The organism is Arthrobacter sp. NPDC056493, from assembly GCF_042795115.1.
Lineage (GTDB): Bacteria > Actinomycetota > Actinomycetes > Actinomycetales > Micrococcaceae > Arthrobacter.
This window is the reverse complement of sequence record NZ_JBHTSL010000010.1, coordinates 24,148-41,374: the sequence shown is the minus strand read 5'-3', so window position 1 is coordinate 41,374 and position 17,227 is coordinate 24,148. Positions and strand designations below refer to the sequence as shown.

Genomic DNA, 17,227 nt, shown 5'->3' with positions numbered 1-17,227 from the left:
CCTGCTTTCGACGGGCTCAACCAGCGGACTTAGCCGGCGGTGCGGTTACCGCCGTCGTCCCCTTCCGATTCCCGGGCCGCCTTGGCGGCCTTCACCACCACGGCCTCCAGCTCGTCGGTGCTGAGCAGCTCCTTATGGAGGTGCTTGGTGCGGTAGCCGGCGCGTCCCACCATATGGGCAGAGACCGGCACCGTGAGCAGCTGGAAGATCCATGCCACCAGCAGCACCGGCCACACCCACCACGTGCGCAGTTGCAGCCCCACCGCCGCCAGCAGCAGGAACAGACCAAGCACCTGGGGCTTCGTGGCGGCGTGCATGCGGCTCATCAGGTCCGGGAAGCGGAGCAGGCCGATGGCGGCGGCCAGGGACATCAGCGCGCCCACCACCATGAACACAGCCGAAACAGCGTCGATCACGGCATCCACGGCGTTCGGTTCAGGACTCATTGGGCTGCTCCCGCCGGTCTGCCACGAAACGGGCCACTGTTACCGAGCCGATGAACCCGATCACGGACACGGCCACCACCAGCATCAGGTTGTTCAGGTGCCGGTTCACGGCCATGTCGATGCACAGGGCCGCGCCGAGGATGGCCAGCAGCACGTCCGCCGCGAGGACCCGGTCCAGCAGTGACGGGCCGCGGGCGATGCGGATGATCGCACCCGCCGCCGCGAGGGCCAGCGCCACAGCCGTGACGGTGAGGACCAGCTCCATCATGCGCCTACCTCCTGCTTCAGTGCGGCAAGCTCTTCCTTCGTTCCCATGATCCGGATGAGCCCCGCCTCGGTGTCGCGGACTTCCTTGCGCAGTTTGAGGACATCCTCCCCGTTCCGGACGTTCAGTCCGTGGATGTACAGCGTGGACGTGGACCTGTCCACCTCCACCACCAGCGACCCCGGGATCAGGGAGATCACGTGGCCAGTCGCCGTCACCATCAGGTCCGAATGGCTGCGCAACGGAACGGCGACGACGGCGTTGGTCACCTTAGGCCCCTGGGCCACCGCCAGGTAGAACACCTGGCAGCTAGCGGCCACCACCCGGCCGAGGAACACCACCGCGAACGGAACGGCCCGCAGCACGTTGAAACGGCCGCTCAGCTCCACCGGCGGCAGGTAGAACAGGCGCGCCACGGCAATCGCCAGCAGGGCGCCGAAGAGCAGATTGCCGGGGCTGAAGTCCTGCCAGAGGGCTCCCCAGACGATGACCAGCCAGACCAGCAGCGGCAGTTCCTGCCGCAGGGACACCCTCTTTCGGCTCATTTTCCGCCCCCGCTGAGCGCCAGCGCCGGGACGGGCGCGCCGTCACCAAGCACCGCCTGGATATAGGCGGACCTGTCCAGCATGGCCGCGGCCGACTGGTCCGCCACGCGGAAGAGCGGACCGGCGAAGACTGTGAGAGCCACACCCAGCACCACCAGGCCCAGCGTGGACCCCACCATGGTGCGCGGCAGGAGGCGCACCGCCGTCGCGCCGCCATCCGGGGCGGGAACGGCGAGGAGCACCGGATCGGGGTGCTCCGCGTCTTCGGCCTTGCGCCAGAACGCACGGTTCCACACGCGGGCAACGGCCAGCAGCGTCAGCAGGCTGGTCAGCACGCCGCCGATCACCAGGGCGTAGGCCAGCGGGGTGCCCAGGCCGATGCCGGCCTGCATCAGGCCAAGCTTGCCCAGGAAGCCCGAGAACGGCGGGATGCCCGCGAGATTCATGGCCGGAACGAAGAACAACAGGGCCAGCAGCGGGGACAGTTTGGCCAGCCCGGCCAGCCGGTCCACGGAGGAGCTGCCGCCGCGGCGCTCTATCAGGCCGGTGACCAGGAAGAGGCTGGTCTGGATGGTGATGTGGTGCGCCACGTAGAAGACAGCGGCAGCAAGGCCGGCGACGGAGGACATCGCCAGGCCGAACACCATGTAGCCGATATGGCTGACCAGGGTGAAGGACAGCAGACGCTTGATGTCGCTCTGCGCGAGCGCGCCCAGGATGCCCACCACCATGGTCAGCAGCGCCACCACCATCAGGGGTGTGTTGAGGCTGTCGCCGGGGAACAGCAGGGTTTCCGTGCGGACCATGGCGTAGACGCCCACCTTGGTGAGCAGGCCGGCGAACACGGCCGTGACCGGCGCCGGCGCGGTGGGGTACGAGTCCGGAAGCCAGAAGGACAGGGGGAACACCGCGGCCTTGATCCCGAAGGCCACCAGCAGCATCACGTGCAGGAGCGTCTTGGTTCCCTGGTCCAGTTCCGTGAGCTTGATGGCCAGGTCCGCCATGTTGATGGTGCCGGTGGCGCCGTAAACCATGGCGATGGCAATCAGGAACAGCACCGACGACACCACGGAGACCACCACATAGGTGACGCCCGCCCGGATGCGCGGGCCCGTGCCGCCGAGGGTCATCAGCACATAGCTTGCCGTCAGCAGGATCTCGAAACCGACGTAGAGGTTGAACAGGTCCCCGGAGAGGAACGCGTTGGAGACCCCGGCGACGAGGATCAGATACGTGGGGTGAAAGATCGACACCGGGGCGTCCTGGTCGCCGTCGGCCATGCCCTGGCCGGTGGCATACACGAGGACGGCGAGGCTCACCGCGGAGGACACCACGAGCATGAGCGATGAGAACTGGTCCACCACCAGGACGATTCCCCACGGCGGCACCCAGCCGCCAATGTTGACCGCCGCCGTGCCGCCGTTCCAGACCGACGCCAGGAGCAGGCACTCCAGCAGCAGGGTGAGCGAGAGCAGGGCGATGCTCACGGCCCGCTGCGCGCGGGAATGCCGGATCAGCACGAACGTCAGCGCCGCACCCAGGATGGGAAGTACGACGGCGAGCGGGGCAAGGCTTGCGAGGTTCACTTCGCCCCTCCATCGGTGTCAGTGTCTTTACCTGTGGCTGTGGTTGTGTCTGTGTTGATGTTGCCGGATCCCGGTTTCTCCTCCAGCGCCGCGTGTTCCGCCAGGAGGGGCCGGCCGCCTGCCTCGACAGTCGCCGTCGGCTCCGTCCCGGCGGAACCGTCCGGTCCGCCCATGGGCAAGGGGAACTCGGAGGTTTCCACGGGGATGACAGCGTCATCCTCGGCGTCGAAGCTGGGGGTCTCGGCCACGCGGCGGTCCTCGATGTCGTCCTGGATGTCGTCCTGGCGGGCAAGCACCCAGGTCCGGTAGATGATGCCCAGCATGAACGCGGTCACGGCGAAGGAAATGACGATGGACGTCAGGATCAGTGCCTGCGGCAGGGGGTCGCTGTAGGACACGGGGTCAGTGTCCTTGCTGAAGAAGGGCGCCAGCCCGGCGTAGCCGCCGGTGGCGAGGATCAGCAGGTTGGTGGCGTTGGCCAGCAGCATCAGCCCCAGCAGCACGCGCGTGAGGCTGCGTTCCAGGATCAGGTAGATGCCGCAGGCGTAGAGGGCGCCCATGACGGTCAGCAGGGTCAGGTTAACGGTCATGCGGTGCCGCCTCGGGTGGATCCGGCCGGGATGCCGCCGGGCACTTCTTCCGCGCCCTCATCGCCCTCCTGCGCATCCTGCGGCAGGGGGCGTTCCTCAAAGTGCTCGTCAATCTCGGCGCCAAGGCTGCGGAGCACATCCAGCACCAGGCCGACGACGACGATGTACACGCCGGTGTCGAAGATGGTGGAGGTGACGAATTTGATGTCGCCGAAGACCGGCAGCCAGAACTCGATGATGGCGCTCTGGAACACCTGACCGCCCAGCAGGACGGGGGCGGCCCCGGACAACGCGGCCGTGGCAAGGCCAATCCCGAGCAGGGTGCCAGCGCTGATGGGGGTGGCTTCCCGCAGTTCGAAGCGGCCGCCCGCAAGGTAGCGCAGCGTGAGGGCCAGCCCGGCCATGAGGCCGCCGGCGAAGCCGCCGCCGGGGAGGTTGTGCCCTGCCAGCAGCAGATAGAGCGAGAAGATGATCATCGAGTGGAAGATCAGCCGGGTGACCACTTCGAAGATGATGGAGCGGCGCTCCGGTGCCAGGGTGCGCCCGGCTACGAGCCACGGATCCCGTGCGGCCGCGGCGAACTTCCGGGTCAGGGCCAGTGCGGCACCGTCCCTCGAGGACTTGTCCACGCCGTGGCGGCGGCCGACAGTCCCCTCGGCCACAGCGGATGAGGTGCGCAGCCGGTCACCGCGGCCCCGGACGAAAATGAGGCTGGCCACGCCGGTGGCTGCCAGCGCCAGCACGGAGATCTCACCGAAGGTGTCCCATGCGCGGATGTCCACCAGGGTGACGTTGACGATGTTGAGCCCGCCGCCGCCCTCGTAGGCCAGCTTGGGGAACTCGAGGGAGACGGGCGTGGCGATGCGGGCGCCCATGGCGTGGATGGCGGCGAAGACCATGGTGGCGCCGAAGGACAGGCCGATGATCACGCGGACCACCCGGTATTTGCCCCGGGTCCGGTCCCGCAGCTCCGCCGGGAGGCTGCGCATGGCCAGCACGAACGCCACCAGGATGATCGTTTCCACGAGCATCTGCGTCAGGGCCAGGTCCGGCGCGCCCTGCAGCGCGAACATCAGGGCGATGCCGTAGCCGGTGACGGAAACCATGAGCACGGCCAGGAAGCGCTTGTTGGCCCGGACGGCGGCGAGTGCCCCAATCACGATCCCCGCACCCGCCACGAGCTGCAAGGGCGAGTTGGGGTCGACGAAATACAGCCCTTCGGGAAGCGGCTTGTTCGCGGCGATCAGGGCGGACAGAGGCAGGACGAAGGCGACGCTGAGGATCACGGCCAGGTAGAAATACAGCGAACCACGCTGCGTGCGTCCGGTGATCCACACCGCGACGTCGTCCAGCGCGCCGATGGTCAGCTGGTAGCCGCGGTCGGCGTCGAACCAAGGCGGAACGGCGCTCTGGATCCGGTCCACCACCGCCCGTCCGTAGAACATCGCCGCGCCGGCGGCGAAGGTGATGGCGGTCAGGCCCAGGGCAGGGGTCAGCCCGTGCCACAGCGCGAGGTGCCCCGCGGCACCTGCCGCAGTACCGGCGTCGGCCGTTCCCCCGCTGAGCGTTCCCTCGGTAAACAGGGCCGCGTACGGCTGGATCCAGGCATCCACCGGAACCGGCCACAGGCCGTATACCGCGGTCAGGCCGCTCAGTACTGCCGGGGCCGCGAGGAAGGCGGGCCGGATGGCCTTGAACGGGGTGCGCTCGACACCCGGTTTCACGGCGAAGGCGCCCCACATGAAGCGCGCGCTGTAGGCGAAGGTCAGCACGGAGCCGAGCACCACGCCCGCGAGGACCACTGCGCCCCAGGGGCCGTAGCCCGGCTCCCCGGCGAAGTGCACGAACGCCTCAAGCACCGACTCCTTCGCCACGAACCCGCCCAGCAGCGGGATGCCGGCCATGGAGGCGGCGCCGACCCCGGCCACGATGCCGAGGGCCCGGGACGAGCGGAAAACGCCCGAAAGCTGGCGGATGTCGCGCGTGCCGGACTGGTGGTCGATGATGCCCACCACCAGGAAGAGCGTTGCTTTGAAGAGCCCGTGCGCGAGCAACATGGCGAGGCCGGCGAGCGCGGCGTCGGGCTTGCCGAGCCCCACCACCATGGTGATGAATCCCAGCTGGCTCACGGTGCCGTAGGCCAGGATGAGCTTGATGTCCGTCTGGCGCAGTGCCCGGTAGCCGCCCACCAGCATCGTGGCGAGCCCCAGCCCGAGGACCATCGGCAGCCAGTAGGCGGTGTCCGTGAAGCCCGGGGCGAGTCGCGCCACGATATAAACGCCGGCCTTCACCATCGCGGCGGCGTGCAGGTACGCGCTCACGGGCGTTGGCGCGGCCATGGCGCCCGGAAGCCAGAAGTGGAAGGGGACCAGCGCGGATTTGGTCACCGCACCGATCAGGATGAGGACGACGGCGGCGCCGACGGCTCCCGCTGCCGGTCCGGAGACCAGCCCGGGTGCCTGCTCGAGGATGGCCGAGATCCGGTAGGTGCCGGCGCTGGCGCCGAGCATGATCAGGCCGACGAGCATGGCCAGGCCGCCGGCAGTGGTGACCATGAGGGCCTGCAGTGCGGAGCGCCGGGCGGCAAGCCGTGTCCGTGCGTAGCCGATCAGGAGGTAGGAAAGGACGGTGGTGAGTTCCCAGAAGATGAACATCATCAGCAGGTCATCCGCGGTGACCAGCCCGAACATGGCCCCGGCGAACGCCAGCAGCTGCGCGCCGAACCCGCCGAGGTAGCTGTCCTTGTCCTTGAAGTACCGTGCGCAGTAGACCAGCACCAAGGCGCCCACGCCCAGCACCAGCAGGGACATGACCCAGGCCAGGGCATCCATGCGGAAGGCGAATTCGATGCCGAGGCTTGGGATCCAGGGTGCGGTTTCGGCGACGGCTCCGGCTTGTGCGGGGGCTCCCGTTTTTGCAGGAGCTCCGACGCCGTAGACGGCGGCGTGCTGGAACAGGAGCCAGATGAATGAACCGGCGGGGACCGCGGCCAGCGCATAGAACGAGTTTCGGCCGAACTTCCGGAAGACGAACGGCGCCACAGCGGCCACCGCGAAGTGCACGGCAAGGACTGTGATCACTGGTATCTCCGCAAAGTCAGAATTCGGTTATCAAAAGTTGGAGCAGGCGGTCATTCGTTGGGTTCGGTCCCGACAGTTTATCAAGGGGGCACCGACAGTTTTCCCCGCGCTGGCCAGCCGCAACGCAAGTTTCGCCAGCCTGCGGGAGAGTTTCCGTTCGCTGTTCGCCACGGGCGGATAGCATCGGCCTATGAACTCCGCAGCCGCATCCGAGGCCACGCAGCCGTCGTCGGAACTTGAAGCAGGGCCGCAGGCCTCCGGCAAGGGCCGCGTCCTGGCCTGGGCGGCGTGGGACTGGGGGTCCGCGGCGTTCAACGCGGTCATGACGACGTTCGTCTTCACGGTCTACCTGACGTCCCAGGCGTTCGGCGGCGAAGACCGCGCCTCGGCGGTGCTCGGCGGAGCACTGGCCATTGCGGGGGCGGCCATCGCGCTGCTCGCGCCTGTCACGGGCCAGCGGTCCGATACCGGGGGCCGCCGCAAGCTCTGGCTGGGAGTGAACACGGCCGCCGTCGCGATCCTGACGGCATTGTGCTTCTTCGTGTCTCCCCGCCCCGAGTTCCTGCTGCTGGGAGTGTCCCTGATCGCCCTCGCCAACGTGTTCTTCGAATTTGCGGGCGTCAACTACAACGCCATGCTGGCGCAGATTTCGACGCCGCGGAACATCGGCAAGGTCAGCGGTTTCGGCTGGGGCATGGGCTACCTCGGCGGCATCGTGGCACTGCTCATCGTGCTTCAGCTTTTCGTGCAGCCGCGCTTCGAGTGGTTCGGCGCCGCCACCCAGGACAGCCTGAACATCCGGCTGGTGGCTGTGTTCTCCGCCCTGTGGTTCTTCATCTTCGCACTGCCGGTGATGTTCGCAGTTCCGGAGCTGCCCAAGCCGAAGCGGGCGGCGAGTCTTGGGTTCCTGGCGTCCTACGGGCTGCTGGCGCGCAGGATCAAGGCCATCTACCGGACCAGCCCGCACACCATCTTCTTCCTGCTGGCGAGCGCCATCTTCCGGGACGGGCTGGCGGCGGTCTTCACCTTCGGCGGGATCATCGCGGCCGGCACCTTCGGCTTCGCGCTGCCGCAGGTTATCTTCTTCGCGATCTTCGGCAACATTGTGGCGGCCGTGGGCGCGATCATCGGCGGCTTCCTGGACGACAGGGTGGGGCCCAAGGCCGTGATCATCGGCTCGCTCACCGGCCTCCTGGTCGCCGGAACGGTGATCCTGGTGCTGGGCAACGACAACCACACGTTCTTCGGGGTGCCCTGGTCAGGCTCCACGACGTTCTGGGTTTTCGGCCTGTTCCTTTGCCTCTTCGTCGGGCCGGCCCAGTCCTCCTCCCGCGCGTACCTGGCCCGGCTCGCCCCGCAGGGCGAATCCGGCGAGCTCTTCGGCCTGTACGCAACCACTGGCCGCGCGGTCAGCTTCCTCGCCCCGGCCCTGTTCACGCTGTGCATCACCGTTGCCACCCCCCTGGTGGCGCAGGGCGACGCGCAGCGCTGGGGCGTCCTGGGCATCATGGTGGTTCTGCTCGCCGGGCTCCTGGTCCTCCTGCCCGTGAAGGCCCCGGGCGAAACCGAGATCGCCGTGGTCCCGCAATCCTGACCCGGCTCCCAGCGCGAACGAACACTTAAGCCCCGGGCAGGGCACGCAGTTTCAGCCGAAATTGCGGGTTCGCGGACTACGCTGATGTTATGTACATGGAAGAGACAGACCTCCCGGGCCTCGGCAGGCGCAAGGACTTCATGACCGCATCCGGCCGGCGGATCGGGGTGGTGGAACTGCGCGAGGGCCAGACCGAGCTGTTCGTTTCCACCTGGGATGACCCGGACACGTGCCAGGCCTCGATTCCGCTGACCGGCGAGGAGGCGGCATGCCTGGGGAACCTGCTGGGAGGCCAGCACCTTGCCATGACGCTGACCGAGGCCCACCGGGAAGTTCCCGGCATCGCCACCCGGCAATTCTCCATTGCCGCGGACTCCCCGTTCCAGAACCAGCCCATGGGCAAAGCCCGCATCCGGACAAGGTGCGGCGTTTCGATTGTGGCGATCATGCGTGAAGGCGAGGTGGTTCCTTCGCCGGGCCCCGACCTCCTCCTTCACCCCGGCGACCTGCTGGTCGCCGTCGGCACGCAAGAGGGGTTGGACGCTGCGGCCGACATCCTGCGCAACGGCTGACCCTCATGGACCGCGTGGCCCTGTCTCTCATCGAACTGGGGGCAGTTGTCTTCTGCCTCGGCCTGCTGGCGAGGCTGGCAGGGCGGATAGGGATGTCCCCCATTCCGCTGTATCTGGTGGGCGGGCTGTGCTTCGGCGCCGGTGGCGTGGTGGAGCTGAGCGGCATGAAGGAGTTTTCCCACCTCTCCGGTGAGATCGGCGTCATCCTGCTGCTACTTATGCTCGGGCTGGAATATACAGCGACGGAGCTGGTGACCGGCCTGCGCAGGTCATGGAAGGCCGGCATCCTCGACTTCGTCCTGAACTTCGTTCCCGGCGCTGCCCTGGCCGCCCTTCTCGGGTGGGGAGTCGTGGGCGCCATGGTTATGGGCGGCGTCACGTATATATCGTCGTCGGGCATCGCGGCCAAGGTCATCACGGACCTTGGCCGCATCGGTAACCGCGAGACGCCCGTGGTCCTCTCCATTCTGGTCTTCGAGGACCTGGCCATGGCCATTTATCTGCCGATCCTCACCGCCACGCTCGCCGGCGTCAGCTTCCTGGGCGGCCTGCAGACCGTCGGCGTCTCGCTGGCGGTGGTCACCGTGGTGCTGCTGGTCGCCCTGCGGCACGGACACCACGTCTCCAAGGCGGTGCACAGCGAGAATTCGGAGGTCTTCCTGCTGAACCTGCTGGGGGCCGCCCTGCTGGTATCGGGCGTGGCCGCGGTGCTGCAGGTGTCCGCCGCGGTGGGCGCCTTCATGCTCGGTATCGCGATCTCGGGCGCCACGGCCCATAGTGCGACGCGCATCCTTGAGCCGCTGCGGGACCTCTTTGCCGCCATCTTCTTCGTGGCGTTCGGGCTCAACACGGACCCCACCTCTATCCCGCCGGTGCTGGCATGGGCACTTGCCCTCGCGGTGCTCACTGCCGCCACCAAGATCATCACCGGGGCATGGGCCGCCAAGCGCGCAGGCATCGCGCGGCCGGGCCGCTTCCGTGCCGGGGCCGCGCTGATAGCCCGCGGCGAGTTCTCCATTGTCATCGCGGGCCTGGCGGTGACGTCCGGGGTGGTTGCGGACGAGCTCGCGGCCCTCGCCACGGCCTACGTCCTGATCATGGCGATCCTGGGGCCGCTGGCTGCCCGCTACATCGAACCCCTCGTCAAGAAGTTCTCCCGCCCGGCGCGGCCGGAACCCGTCCGGGCCTGAGCTAGCGGGACCGTATTTACTAGGGCCCATCGAGACGTGAGATCTCGACATTTAGCTAGCCCCGAAGCGACGAAATCTCACCTCTCGGCGCGCCACCCGCACCGCACCAACGCGTCCAGCACCCGCTGTGCGCACCCGTCGTACCCCCAGGTCCTGACCTGCGTCGCCGTGATCGTCACCGAAGTCCAGCCGATCGCCGCAATGGACTCGTCCCGGCGGATGTCTGATTCGCGCTGGCGCGGTTCAAGGTGGTGCCGGCCATCGTAGTTCACAGCCACCTTGAACTCCGGAAAGGCCATGTCCGGCCAAGCCAACTCCCAGCCAGTTGCATCCGTGATCACATAACCCAGTGCCGGTTCGGGCAGGCCCAGCCTGCCCAGCGCCAGCCTAAGCCGGGTCTCGGGCGCCGAGTCCGCACCCACTCTGGCCAGGCCCAGCGCCGTCCTGGCCTTGCGGATGCCCCGCGCGCCGCTGCCGTCCTCCACCTGTTGCTCCAGATCGGCTACGGAACACAGCGCCAATTTTCGTGGGCCAAAACTTCGGGACTGGCTGCAGATGAAGAAGTCGGCCGCCACCACCAGGTCCTCAAGCCCGAGAATGGCGGCGAGATCCAGCCAGGTCCGTGCCGGGCTCGTGACGGGAACGCCGTCGAGCTCCGTGAGGTCGGTGTCATGCAATTCGAGCCGATGGCCGGCCACGCCCTTACGCACGGGCCGGTTTCCGCCGTCGAACCGGGCCAAATGGACGCGCAAGTCAGTCTGGACACTCCACGGAAGCGGGCACCTCCACAGCCGACCGGCGGTCCCTAGGCAGCAGGCAGCCGACGGACAGACGCCGCAAAGCAGCCGACAGGTGTGCGTGAAGTCCTGCTCGACATCCCACGGAACGCGCACCCCGCGGCTTGCCACCCGGAGGTCGCTGCGCCAGGCGCGTTGCGCGGCAACACCGGCGGAACGCTGCTCATCGAGCGTGAACGACCTGCCCGCGAGCAGGCCAGGCAGTGGTGGCGGCTTTCTCATGGGCCATTGTGTGCACGTCAGGCGAGGTCATCCGCAGTTATCCCCAGTGTGGAGGAGGGGTGACGAGGGCGTCCTGCCATCGAGAGGTGAGATCTCGGCGCTTACGAAACGGCTAAGCGTCGAGATCTCACGCCTCGGCGCAAGCGCCGCTGCTAAATGTCCGTCCGGTGGAAGTTCAGGTGGCTGCGGCTCGCAGTGGGTCCGCGCTGGCCCTGGTACCGGTTGCCGTACTCGCCGGATCCGTAGGGGAACTCGGCAGCGGAGGACAGCCGGAAGAAACAGAGCTGGCCGATCTTCATGCCCGGCCACAGCTTGATGGGCAGCGTGGCCATGTTGGACAGCTCCAGCGTGACGTGGCCTGAGAAGCCGGGGTCGATGAAGCCGGCTGTGGAGTGCGTCAGCAGGCCGAGGCGGCCAAGCGAGGACTTGCCCTCGAGGCGCGCGGCGATGTCGTCCGGCAGCGTGACGGTTTCGTAGGTGGAACCAAGCACGAACTCGCCGGGGTGCAGGATGAACGGTTCGCCCTCCTCCACCTCCACCAGCCGGGTCAGCTCAGGCTGCTCTTCGGCGGGGTCGATGTGGGCGTATTTGTGGTTGTCGAACAGCCGGAAATAGCGGTCAATCCGCACATCCACCGAGGACGGCTGGACCATCGCGGCTTCGTACGGATCGAGGACGATCCGTTCGGAATCAATTTCGGCACGAATGTCGCGGTCAGAGATCAGCACACCCTCAAAAATACCATTGCCGCCCCACTGCCCTGCCGCTAGTGTTGCGTGAACAATCAGGCTGACGGTCTCACGTCACACGGCCAGAAATAGAGCTGGGGATATTTTGAACAGGATTGCGGCCAAGGCCGCTGTTGCACTCGCCTGCGCCCTCGCGCTGGCGACTCCCGCGGCCAGCGGCCTGCCAACCATGGCAACGGCCGGCAGTTCCGCCACGGCAGCCGCTGTGACTGGCTCTACTTCCGCCACACCGGAAGCCGCCCCGGCGCGGCCCCGGGCCACGCCCGACGACGGCGGGCCGGCCACCGCGGCCCCCTCACCCGGGCCTCCACTCACCGGAGCTGCTGACACCGGAGTTGCTGAGACCGCCCCGCACGCCGCAAGGCCGACGGGGACGACGGCGGCCGTACCGGCCCCAGCGCCGGTCACTGCCCAGGAAGCGCCCGCCGCGCCAAGCCACGCCACACAGCCCGAGCCCGCGCAGACCACTCCAGCGCAGACCACTCCAGTGCAGCCCGTTCCAGTCCAGACCACCCACCCCAGAGCGCCCGCAGCGCCCGCGGGCCCGCCGGAGCCGGCCTCCATTCCGCCGCTCTCAGCCCCCGCCGGCGCCTTTGCCGCGCCGCAGTACACGGCCCGGACGGAACCGGGCGCCGCCGCAAAGGGCCTGCTGACACCGCAGGCGCTGGTGCCGGACAGCAACGCCGTCCAGGTGGCCGCCGTCTTCAACGCCATCAACACCTACCGGGCTTCCCTCGGACTGCCGGCCGTCAAGTACCACGCGACCGTCGCCGGCATGGCGCAGGAATGGTCGGACAGCATCGCCGCCCGCGAAGTCATTGAACACCGGGCCAACTTCTGGACAGATGCGCGCGCCCTGAGCCCCACCAACGGCGCCGGCGAGGTCATTGCCGTCCGCTGGGACCGCGACGCCGCGCAGCTCGTTGAATGGTGGAAGAATTCGCCGGCCCACAACGCCATCCTCACCGACCCCCGGTTCAACGTGGTCGGCATCGGCATCACCTTCACCGACGGCAACTGGCAGACCACGCCCAGCCGCTACACCATGTGGGGTGTGGTGAACTTCTTCGGCTACTCGGCCCTGCCCGCGGGAACCACTGCCGCCCCGGGCGGCAGCACCCCGGTTCCGGTGCAGCCAACGGATGTGTGCGAGCCGCTGGTGAAGCATATGCCGCCCACGCTGGACCTGGCCACGGCCGCCATCCGGAGTGCCGGGGACATCGTGTCGGTCGACGCCGCGGGGCAGCTCATCAACCGGCCCGCACTGGGCACCGGGCAGTTCGGTCCGCCCGAAACCATCGGCACCGGCTTCACGGCCGCGCGGCAGGTCTTCGTCACAGACTGGGACCGGGACGGCGTTTACGATGTGCTGGCGCAATGGTCCGACGGCCGCCTCACCCTGTATCCGGGGCAGCTGGCGGGCGGGTTCCTGCCGCCGGTCACGCTGGGGCAGTCCGGCTGGGCGGGCATGACCCTGGCAGTCGGCGGATGGTGTTCCACCAACCGGCTTCCCGAGCTGCTGGCCCTCGACGCCGACTCGAACCTCTGGCTCTACCCCAACCGGGGCACCGGCGATCTGGTCCAGCGGACCCTCATCGCTTCCGGCGTGTCCGCCACACGGCTCGCCATGGTGGATTACGACGGCGACGGTTTCCAGGACCTGCTGGCCCGCCAGGGCGACGGCGGCGTTCTGCTCTACCGGGGTTCCGGGGGACCGTCGCCCAGGGCCGAGTCGCGGACTCTGGTCGCCAGCGGGTGGGGCGACGTGACAGCCGTCCGCGCACTGCACGGCGTCACCGGCGCCTACTCTGTCGGACTGGTCCTGCAGCGCTCCGGCAGCGCCGGGCAAGCCGGCCCGGTGCAGTACTGGAACCTCGACGCCGGAGTGCTGTCGCCGCCGTCGGCCATCCCCGGAACGTGGGCGGGCCAGCAGCTGGCCCAATAAGCGCGCAGCGGAACAAGTTTTTGTCCAGATATTGGCCCCAAAAGACCCTTGAACTCGCCGGTATCTGGACATAAACTCCGGCGGACGTACGGAAGTCTCAGTCCGCCGTCGTGCGTTCTTCGATGACGCCGGGAAGCCTGGCGAGCTGTCCCACGGTTGCCCGGAGCTGGCGCCGGTATGCCGGCCGGATGAAGCTCCAGAACCCAAGCGTCGGGGCCTCCAGCGCGAACCGCACCCGGGTCCCGGCGCTCTCGGTGCTGAGGTAGAAGCCACCGCGCAGGAGGGACGGGCCGGCCACTACCTGGAACTGGATTTCGGCGCCGGGCCGTGCCTGGGTGATCTCGTAATCGCGGGCCACCGGCCAGCCCCGGGGACCGTCAAGGGTGACCTGGTACCTCGCACCTACAGTGCCTGCGCTGCCCGAACTGAGCCCTGCGCTCCGGACGCCGGCCTGCCATCTGGGCAGATTCGCGCCGTCCAGGAGGAATGAGTAGACCGTCATGGCGTCGCGCGCAACGAGGACCTCGTGTTCTGCACCTGCCATGGGGATCCTTTTTCGACGTCGGGCCTGCCTTGCGTAGCCCGTTCCCCTTACTGCAGCTAACGAGATTCAGGATAGTCATCTGTGCCGGCGCATGGCCGCACACCGCCCGGGCCTTTACCGAACAGTTACGGGAGGCTTTCGGCCCGGTTGGCCGGCGCGCGCGGACTCGGGATCCAGATGGCCGGCGTCACTCTCCAACTGCGCTAAGCTAGGTTCTGCCCGGGGCAGTTTCCGGTGCGACTGCGGCTGTAGCTCAATGGTAGAGCGCTAGCTTCCCAAGCTTGAAACGCGGGTTCGATTCCCGTCAGCCGCTCCACCCCCTTTGAAGGCGCCGTCTGCGGCGTCATGCCGCCCGGCGCACCACGCGCAGCAGTCCCCGCCGGCTCCGCAGATCCACCTTGAGCGTCAGCTCACCTTTGCGGGCAAGCACGACGGCGACAGTCGCCGCCGCGAGCGCCGGCACCCCTCCCGCCACCAATAGGCCGGCGTGCGGATCCAGGTGCTCGGCGATGAAACCGATCATGGGTCCGCCGAGGGCCTGGCCGCCGATCAGCACCATGATGTACAGGCTCATCACGCGGCCGCGGATGCTCATGTTGGAGCTGGTCTGCACCAGCTGGTTGGACGCGGTGAGGAACATCAGGCACCAGAACCCGGACAGCACCAGTGCGGCGCCGAAGAGCGGCAGGGTGGGGACGGAGGCGGTCAGGCACAGCATCAGCCCGTACATGCCGGCCGCCAAGACCACTGACCGCAGCCTGAGCTGCCGCCGCCTGGTGGATGCCACCGCGCCGGCCAGCGCCCCCAGTGCCACCAACGCATTCAGCATGCCGTAGCCGCCCGCGCCGATGCTGTACACGCGGTCCGCGAAGGCGGCGAGCAGCACCGGCAGGCTCATGGCGAACACGGAAATGAAGCCCACCATGAGCCACGGCCAGTAGATGGTGGGCTTGCTCAGCGCATACCGCAGCCCTTCCCGCAGCATTCCCTTGGACTTGGGCGCCGGCGCGCTGACGAACAGCTCGTCCCGGCGCAGCAGCAGGAGCATGGTCACGGTGGAGCAGCAGGCCGCCGCGTTGGCGGCGAAGGCCCAGCCGGCGCCGACGGCGGTCAGCAGCACCCCGGCGATCGCCGGACCGATCAGCCCGCCCAGCTGGAAGGTCGTCGAGTTCACGCTGATCGCGTTGCGCAGGTAGCGCGGCCCCACCAGTTCGTGGACGAACACCTGCCGGGCGGGCTGGTCCAGCACGGTGACCAGGCCTAGCACCAGTGCGATGACGTAAACGTGCCAGACCTCGATCCGTCCTGTGAGCGCGAGGACGGCGAGGGCAGCGGCCAGGACGGCGGCGGCGGATTGGCACAGAATGAGGATTCTGCGCTTGGAGAACCGGTCCGCGACCATCCCGCCCCACGGTCCCAGCAGCAATGACGGCAGAAACTGCAGCGCCACGGTGAAGCCGACGGCGGTGACGGATCCGGAGAGTTGGAGCACCAGCCAGTCCTGGGCGATCCGCTGCATCCAGATGGCGATGACGGCAATGAAGTGGCCCGTGGCGAAGAGCCTGAAGTTGGGGACCCGGAGTGAGATGAAGGTGTGACGCCACGGAAGGCGTTCACTGACGACGGCGACGGGCTGGGTGACGGTGGCCAGTGGCGGCGGTGGGGGTGTCACAGGGGTTCCTCAGGTAAGCGGTCCGACGGGGATGCCCTCAACGCTATGGCGCGCTTCTATGATTGTGGAAGACTATTGCTCCAATAACTATCATTGCTGAACGTAATGATGGCCGCCTTCGAGGAGGACGATTGTTCGAACCGGCCCAGCTCCGATCCTTCCTCGCGGTTGCCGAAACGCTGAGCTTCACCAAGGCTGCAGAACGTCTGGGCCTGGCCCAGCCGACGGTCAGCCAGCACGTGCGCAAGCTTGAGGCTGCCGCCAAGCGGACGCTCATCAGCCGGGACACGAGGGACGTCAGGCTGACGGACAACGGCGATGCCATGGCCGGCTTCGCGCGGAGCATCCTCGCGGCACATGATGCCGCGGCCCGCTACTTTTCCGGTTCGGCCATGCGCGGACGCCTGCGCTTCGGCACCGCGGACGACCTCGCCATCACCGGCCTGCCGCGTATCCTGCGCGAGTTCCGGCAGATCTACCCGCAGATCAACCTCGAGCTCACCGTCGGCCAGAGCGATCAGCTGTACAAACGCCTGAATTCCGGACAGCTGGACCTCGTCTTCGTGAAGTGGGTGGCCGGCGCCAAGGACGGCACCGTGGTCCAGCACGATACGTTTTCCTGGGTGGGCCTCGAACAGACCGCCCTGGAGCCGGGCCACCCCGTGCCGCTGATCGCCTACCCCGCGCCCAGCCTGAGCCGCAAACTTGCCATCGATGCGCTCGAATCCGTGGGCAGGACGTGGCGCATCACCTGCACCACCAAGCAGATCAGTGGCGTGCTGGCGGCCGTCCGCGCCGGCATCGGGGTGGCGGTGATGCCGTCCTCGCTGGTGCCCGAGGACCTGAAAATCATCACCCGCCGCTTCGAGCTGCCGCCGGTGGGGGATGTCGATTTCACGCTGATCAGGAACCCGCTGGCGAACGCCGAGGTCATCGACGCCCTGACCCAGGCCATCATGGGAAGGACCCTGAAGAAGCCCGTTTAGCAGGGCAGCGGCCGGAAAAATGATTGATAACGGTTCGCAGCTGGCTTATGCTGTGACTGTTGCGGTCATGCAGCGGCCGATAACACACAGGTTTCGAAAACGAACATTGCTTGGCAACGAAGCCCGCGTTGTTCGGGATAGGTACGCCGTGACCACAGCCGCAAACCCCCGTTATACCCGCCACTCCATGACCGTCGACGCCGAGTACGTCGGCCAGCCCAACTGCGAAAAGTGCGGAACAGACGAGTTCATCTACCTCGAGTCCTTCGTGCCGGCCAAGCACCGGCAGGACGGCACCGTCCGGAAGCTGGGCGAAGTCGCGTACACCTGCACCCGCTGCGAGGACTTCTCCGCACACAGCGTTCCCGCGTCGTGGGCCCCACCCGGCTGGTATCTGGGTTAAGCAGCAAAACAGGCAAACAGAACGGGCGGGCATCATTTGGT

Annotated in this window: 16 protein-coding genes and 1 tRNA gene; 7 read left to right on the top strand and 10 right to left on the bottom strand. The window is 67.6% G+C overall.

The features are described 5' to 3' along the window. Positions 1-29 precede the first annotated feature (29 nt). From mnhG to ACFQ50_RS06535, 6 genes are read right to left on the bottom strand one after another with little or no spacing between them, the layout of a single operon-like run. On the bottom strand, positions 30-446 hold the full coding sequence (mnhG, locus tag ACFQ50_RS06560) for a monovalent cation/H(+) antiporter subunit G (RefSeq protein ID WP_377994722.1): 417 nt from the start codon (positions 444-446) through the stop codon (positions 30-32). Beyond that, positions 436-714, bottom strand: coding sequence for a monovalent cation/H+ antiporter complex subunit F (locus ACFQ50_RS06555; RefSeq protein ID WP_314194345.1), 279 nt, complete (start codon positions 712-714; stop codon positions 436-438). Before ACFQ50_RS06555 ends, mnhG begins: the two co-directional genes overlap by 11 nt. Then, entirely contained in the window at positions 711-1,256 is a 546-nt protein-coding gene (locus ACFQ50_RS06550) for a Na+/H+ antiporter subunit E (RefSeq protein WP_377994721.1), read from the bottom strand. The genes ACFQ50_RS06555 and ACFQ50_RS06550 overlap by 4 nt, the downstream gene beginning before the upstream one ends. Then, positions 1,253-2,842, bottom strand: coding sequence for a Na+/H+ antiporter subunit D (locus tag ACFQ50_RS06545; RefSeq protein ID WP_377994720.1), 1,590 nt, complete (start codon positions 2,840-2,842; stop codon positions 1,253-1,255). Before ACFQ50_RS06545 ends, ACFQ50_RS06550 begins: the two co-directional genes overlap by 4 nt. Continuing rightward, entirely contained in the window at positions 2,839-3,432 is a 594-nt protein-coding gene (locus ACFQ50_RS06540) for a Na(+)/H(+) antiporter subunit C (RefSeq protein ID WP_377994719.1), read from the bottom strand. Before ACFQ50_RS06540 ends, ACFQ50_RS06545 begins: the two co-directional genes overlap by 4 nt. After that, positions 3,429-6,512, bottom strand: coding sequence for a Na+/H+ antiporter subunit A (locus ACFQ50_RS06535; protein WP_377994718.1), 3,084 nt, complete (start codon positions 6,510-6,512; stop codon positions 3,429-3,431). Before ACFQ50_RS06535 ends, ACFQ50_RS06540 begins: the two co-directional genes overlap by 4 nt. 190 nt (positions 6,513-6,702) lie before the next feature. Between ACFQ50_RS06535 and ACFQ50_RS06530 the strand changes: the two genes are divergently transcribed. From ACFQ50_RS06530 to ACFQ50_RS06520, 3 genes are all read left to right on the top strand, one after another. After that, positions 6,703-8,106 (top strand): MFS transporter, encoded by a 1,404-nt coding sequence (locus ACFQ50_RS06530; protein ID WP_377994717.1) that lies wholly within the window; start codon positions 6,703-6,705, stop codon positions 8,104-8,106. Between the two features lie 89 nt (positions 8,107-8,195). Continuing rightward, a complete protein-coding gene (locus ACFQ50_RS06525; protein WP_377994716.1) occupies positions 8,196-8,678 on the top strand; it encodes a cation:proton antiporter regulatory subunit in 483 nt (160 codons plus the stop codon). Positions 8,679-8,683: 5 nt separating this feature from the next. Continuing rightward, positions 8,684-9,868 carry a cation:proton antiporter gene (locus tag ACFQ50_RS06520; protein ID WP_377994715.1) on the top strand — a complete coding sequence of 395 codons (1,185 nt, stop codon included), beginning with the start codon at positions 8,684-8,686 and terminating at the stop codon, positions 9,866-9,868. 77 nt (positions 9,869-9,945) lie between these two features. Here the strand turns inward: ACFQ50_RS06520 and ACFQ50_RS06515 are convergent, their stop codons facing one another. Continuing rightward, complete coding sequence (locus ACFQ50_RS06515) at positions 9,946-10,620, bottom strand: hypothetical protein (RefSeq protein ID WP_377994714.1); 675 nt, start codon at positions 10,618-10,620, stop codon at positions 9,946-9,948. A gap of 419 nt (positions 10,621-11,039) precedes the next feature. Beyond that, positions 11,040-11,615, bottom strand: coding sequence for a dCTP deaminase (gene dcd, locus ACFQ50_RS06510; RefSeq protein WP_102973424.1), 576 nt, complete (start codon positions 11,613-11,615; stop codon positions 11,040-11,042). Positions 11,616-11,721: 106 nt separating this feature from the next. Between dcd and ACFQ50_RS06505 the strand changes: the two genes are divergently transcribed. Next, the gene (locus tag ACFQ50_RS06505; RefSeq protein WP_377994713.1) at positions 11,722-13,581 is read left to right on the top strand and encodes a CAP domain-containing protein; all 1,860 of its coding nucleotides are present in this window, start codon (positions 11,722-11,724) and stop codon (positions 13,579-13,581) included. A 97-nt stretch (positions 13,582-13,678) separates the two neighbouring features. Here the strand turns inward: ACFQ50_RS06505 and ACFQ50_RS06500 are convergent, their stop codons facing one another. Then, a complete protein-coding gene (locus ACFQ50_RS06500) occupies positions 13,679-14,125 on the bottom strand; it encodes an SRPBCC family protein (protein WP_377994712.1) in 447 nt (148 codons plus the stop codon). Positions 14,126-14,367: 242 nt separating this feature from the next. Here ACFQ50_RS06500 and ACFQ50_RS06495 point away from each other — a divergent pair. Continuing rightward, a tRNA-Gly gene (locus ACFQ50_RS06495) sits at positions 14,368-14,441 on the top strand. Positions 14,442-14,468: 27 nt separating this feature from the next. Here the strand turns inward: ACFQ50_RS06495 and ACFQ50_RS06490 are convergent. Next, positions 14,469-15,797: an MFS transporter gene (locus tag ACFQ50_RS06490; RefSeq protein WP_377994711.1), complete on the bottom strand. Its 1,329-nt coding sequence runs from the start codon at positions 15,795-15,797 to the stop codon at positions 14,469-14,471. Between the two features lie 131 nt (positions 15,798-15,928). Here ACFQ50_RS06490 and ACFQ50_RS06485 point away from each other — a divergent pair, with 131 nt between their 5' ends. Both ACFQ50_RS06485 and ACFQ50_RS06480 read left to right on the top strand, forming a co-directional pair. Continuing rightward, positions 15,929-16,783 carry a LysR family transcriptional regulator gene (locus tag ACFQ50_RS06485; protein ID WP_214845461.1) on the top strand — a complete coding sequence of 285 codons (855 nt, stop codon included), beginning with the start codon at positions 15,929-15,931 and terminating at the stop codon, positions 16,781-16,783. 148 nt (positions 16,784-16,931) lie between these two features. Next, positions 16,932-17,186 carry a hypothetical protein gene (locus ACFQ50_RS06480; protein WP_076803676.1) on the top strand — a complete coding sequence of 85 codons (255 nt, stop codon included), beginning with the start codon at positions 16,932-16,934 and terminating at the stop codon, positions 17,184-17,186. Positions 17,187-17,227 lie beyond the last annotated feature (41 nt).

Excerpts from the sequence above, each read along its gene's own strand:
- mnhG (WP_377994722.1), bottom strand. The coding sequence starts at position 446 with ATGAGTCCTGAACCGAACGCCGTGGATGCCGTGATCGACGCTGTTTCG.
- ACFQ50_RS06555 (WP_314194345.1), bottom strand. The coding sequence starts at position 714 with ATGATGGAGCTGGTCCTCACCGTCACGGCTGTGGCGCTGGCCCTCGCG.
- ACFQ50_RS06550 (WP_377994721.1), bottom strand. The coding sequence starts at position 1,256 with ATGAGCCGAAAGAGGGTGTCCCTGCGGCAGGAACTGCCGCTGCTGGTC.
- ACFQ50_RS06540 (WP_377994719.1), bottom strand. The coding sequence starts at position 3,432 with ATGACCGTTAACCTGACCCTGCTGACCGTCATGGGCGCCCTCTACGCC.
- ACFQ50_RS06530 (WP_377994717.1), top strand. The coding sequence starts at position 6,703 with ATGAACTCCGCAGCCGCATCCGAGGCCACGCAGCCGTCGTCGGAACTT.
- ACFQ50_RS06525 (WP_377994716.1), top strand. The coding sequence starts at position 8,196 with ATGTACATGGAAGAGACAGACCTCCCGGGCCTCGGCAGGCGCAAGGAC.
- ACFQ50_RS06520 (WP_377994715.1), top strand. The coding sequence starts at position 8,684 with ATGGACCGCGTGGCCCTGTCTCTCATCGAACTGGGGGCAGTTGTCTTC.
- ACFQ50_RS06500 (WP_377994712.1), bottom strand. The coding sequence starts at position 14,125 with ATGGCAGGTGCAGAACACGAGGTCCTCGTTGCGCGCGACGCCATGACG.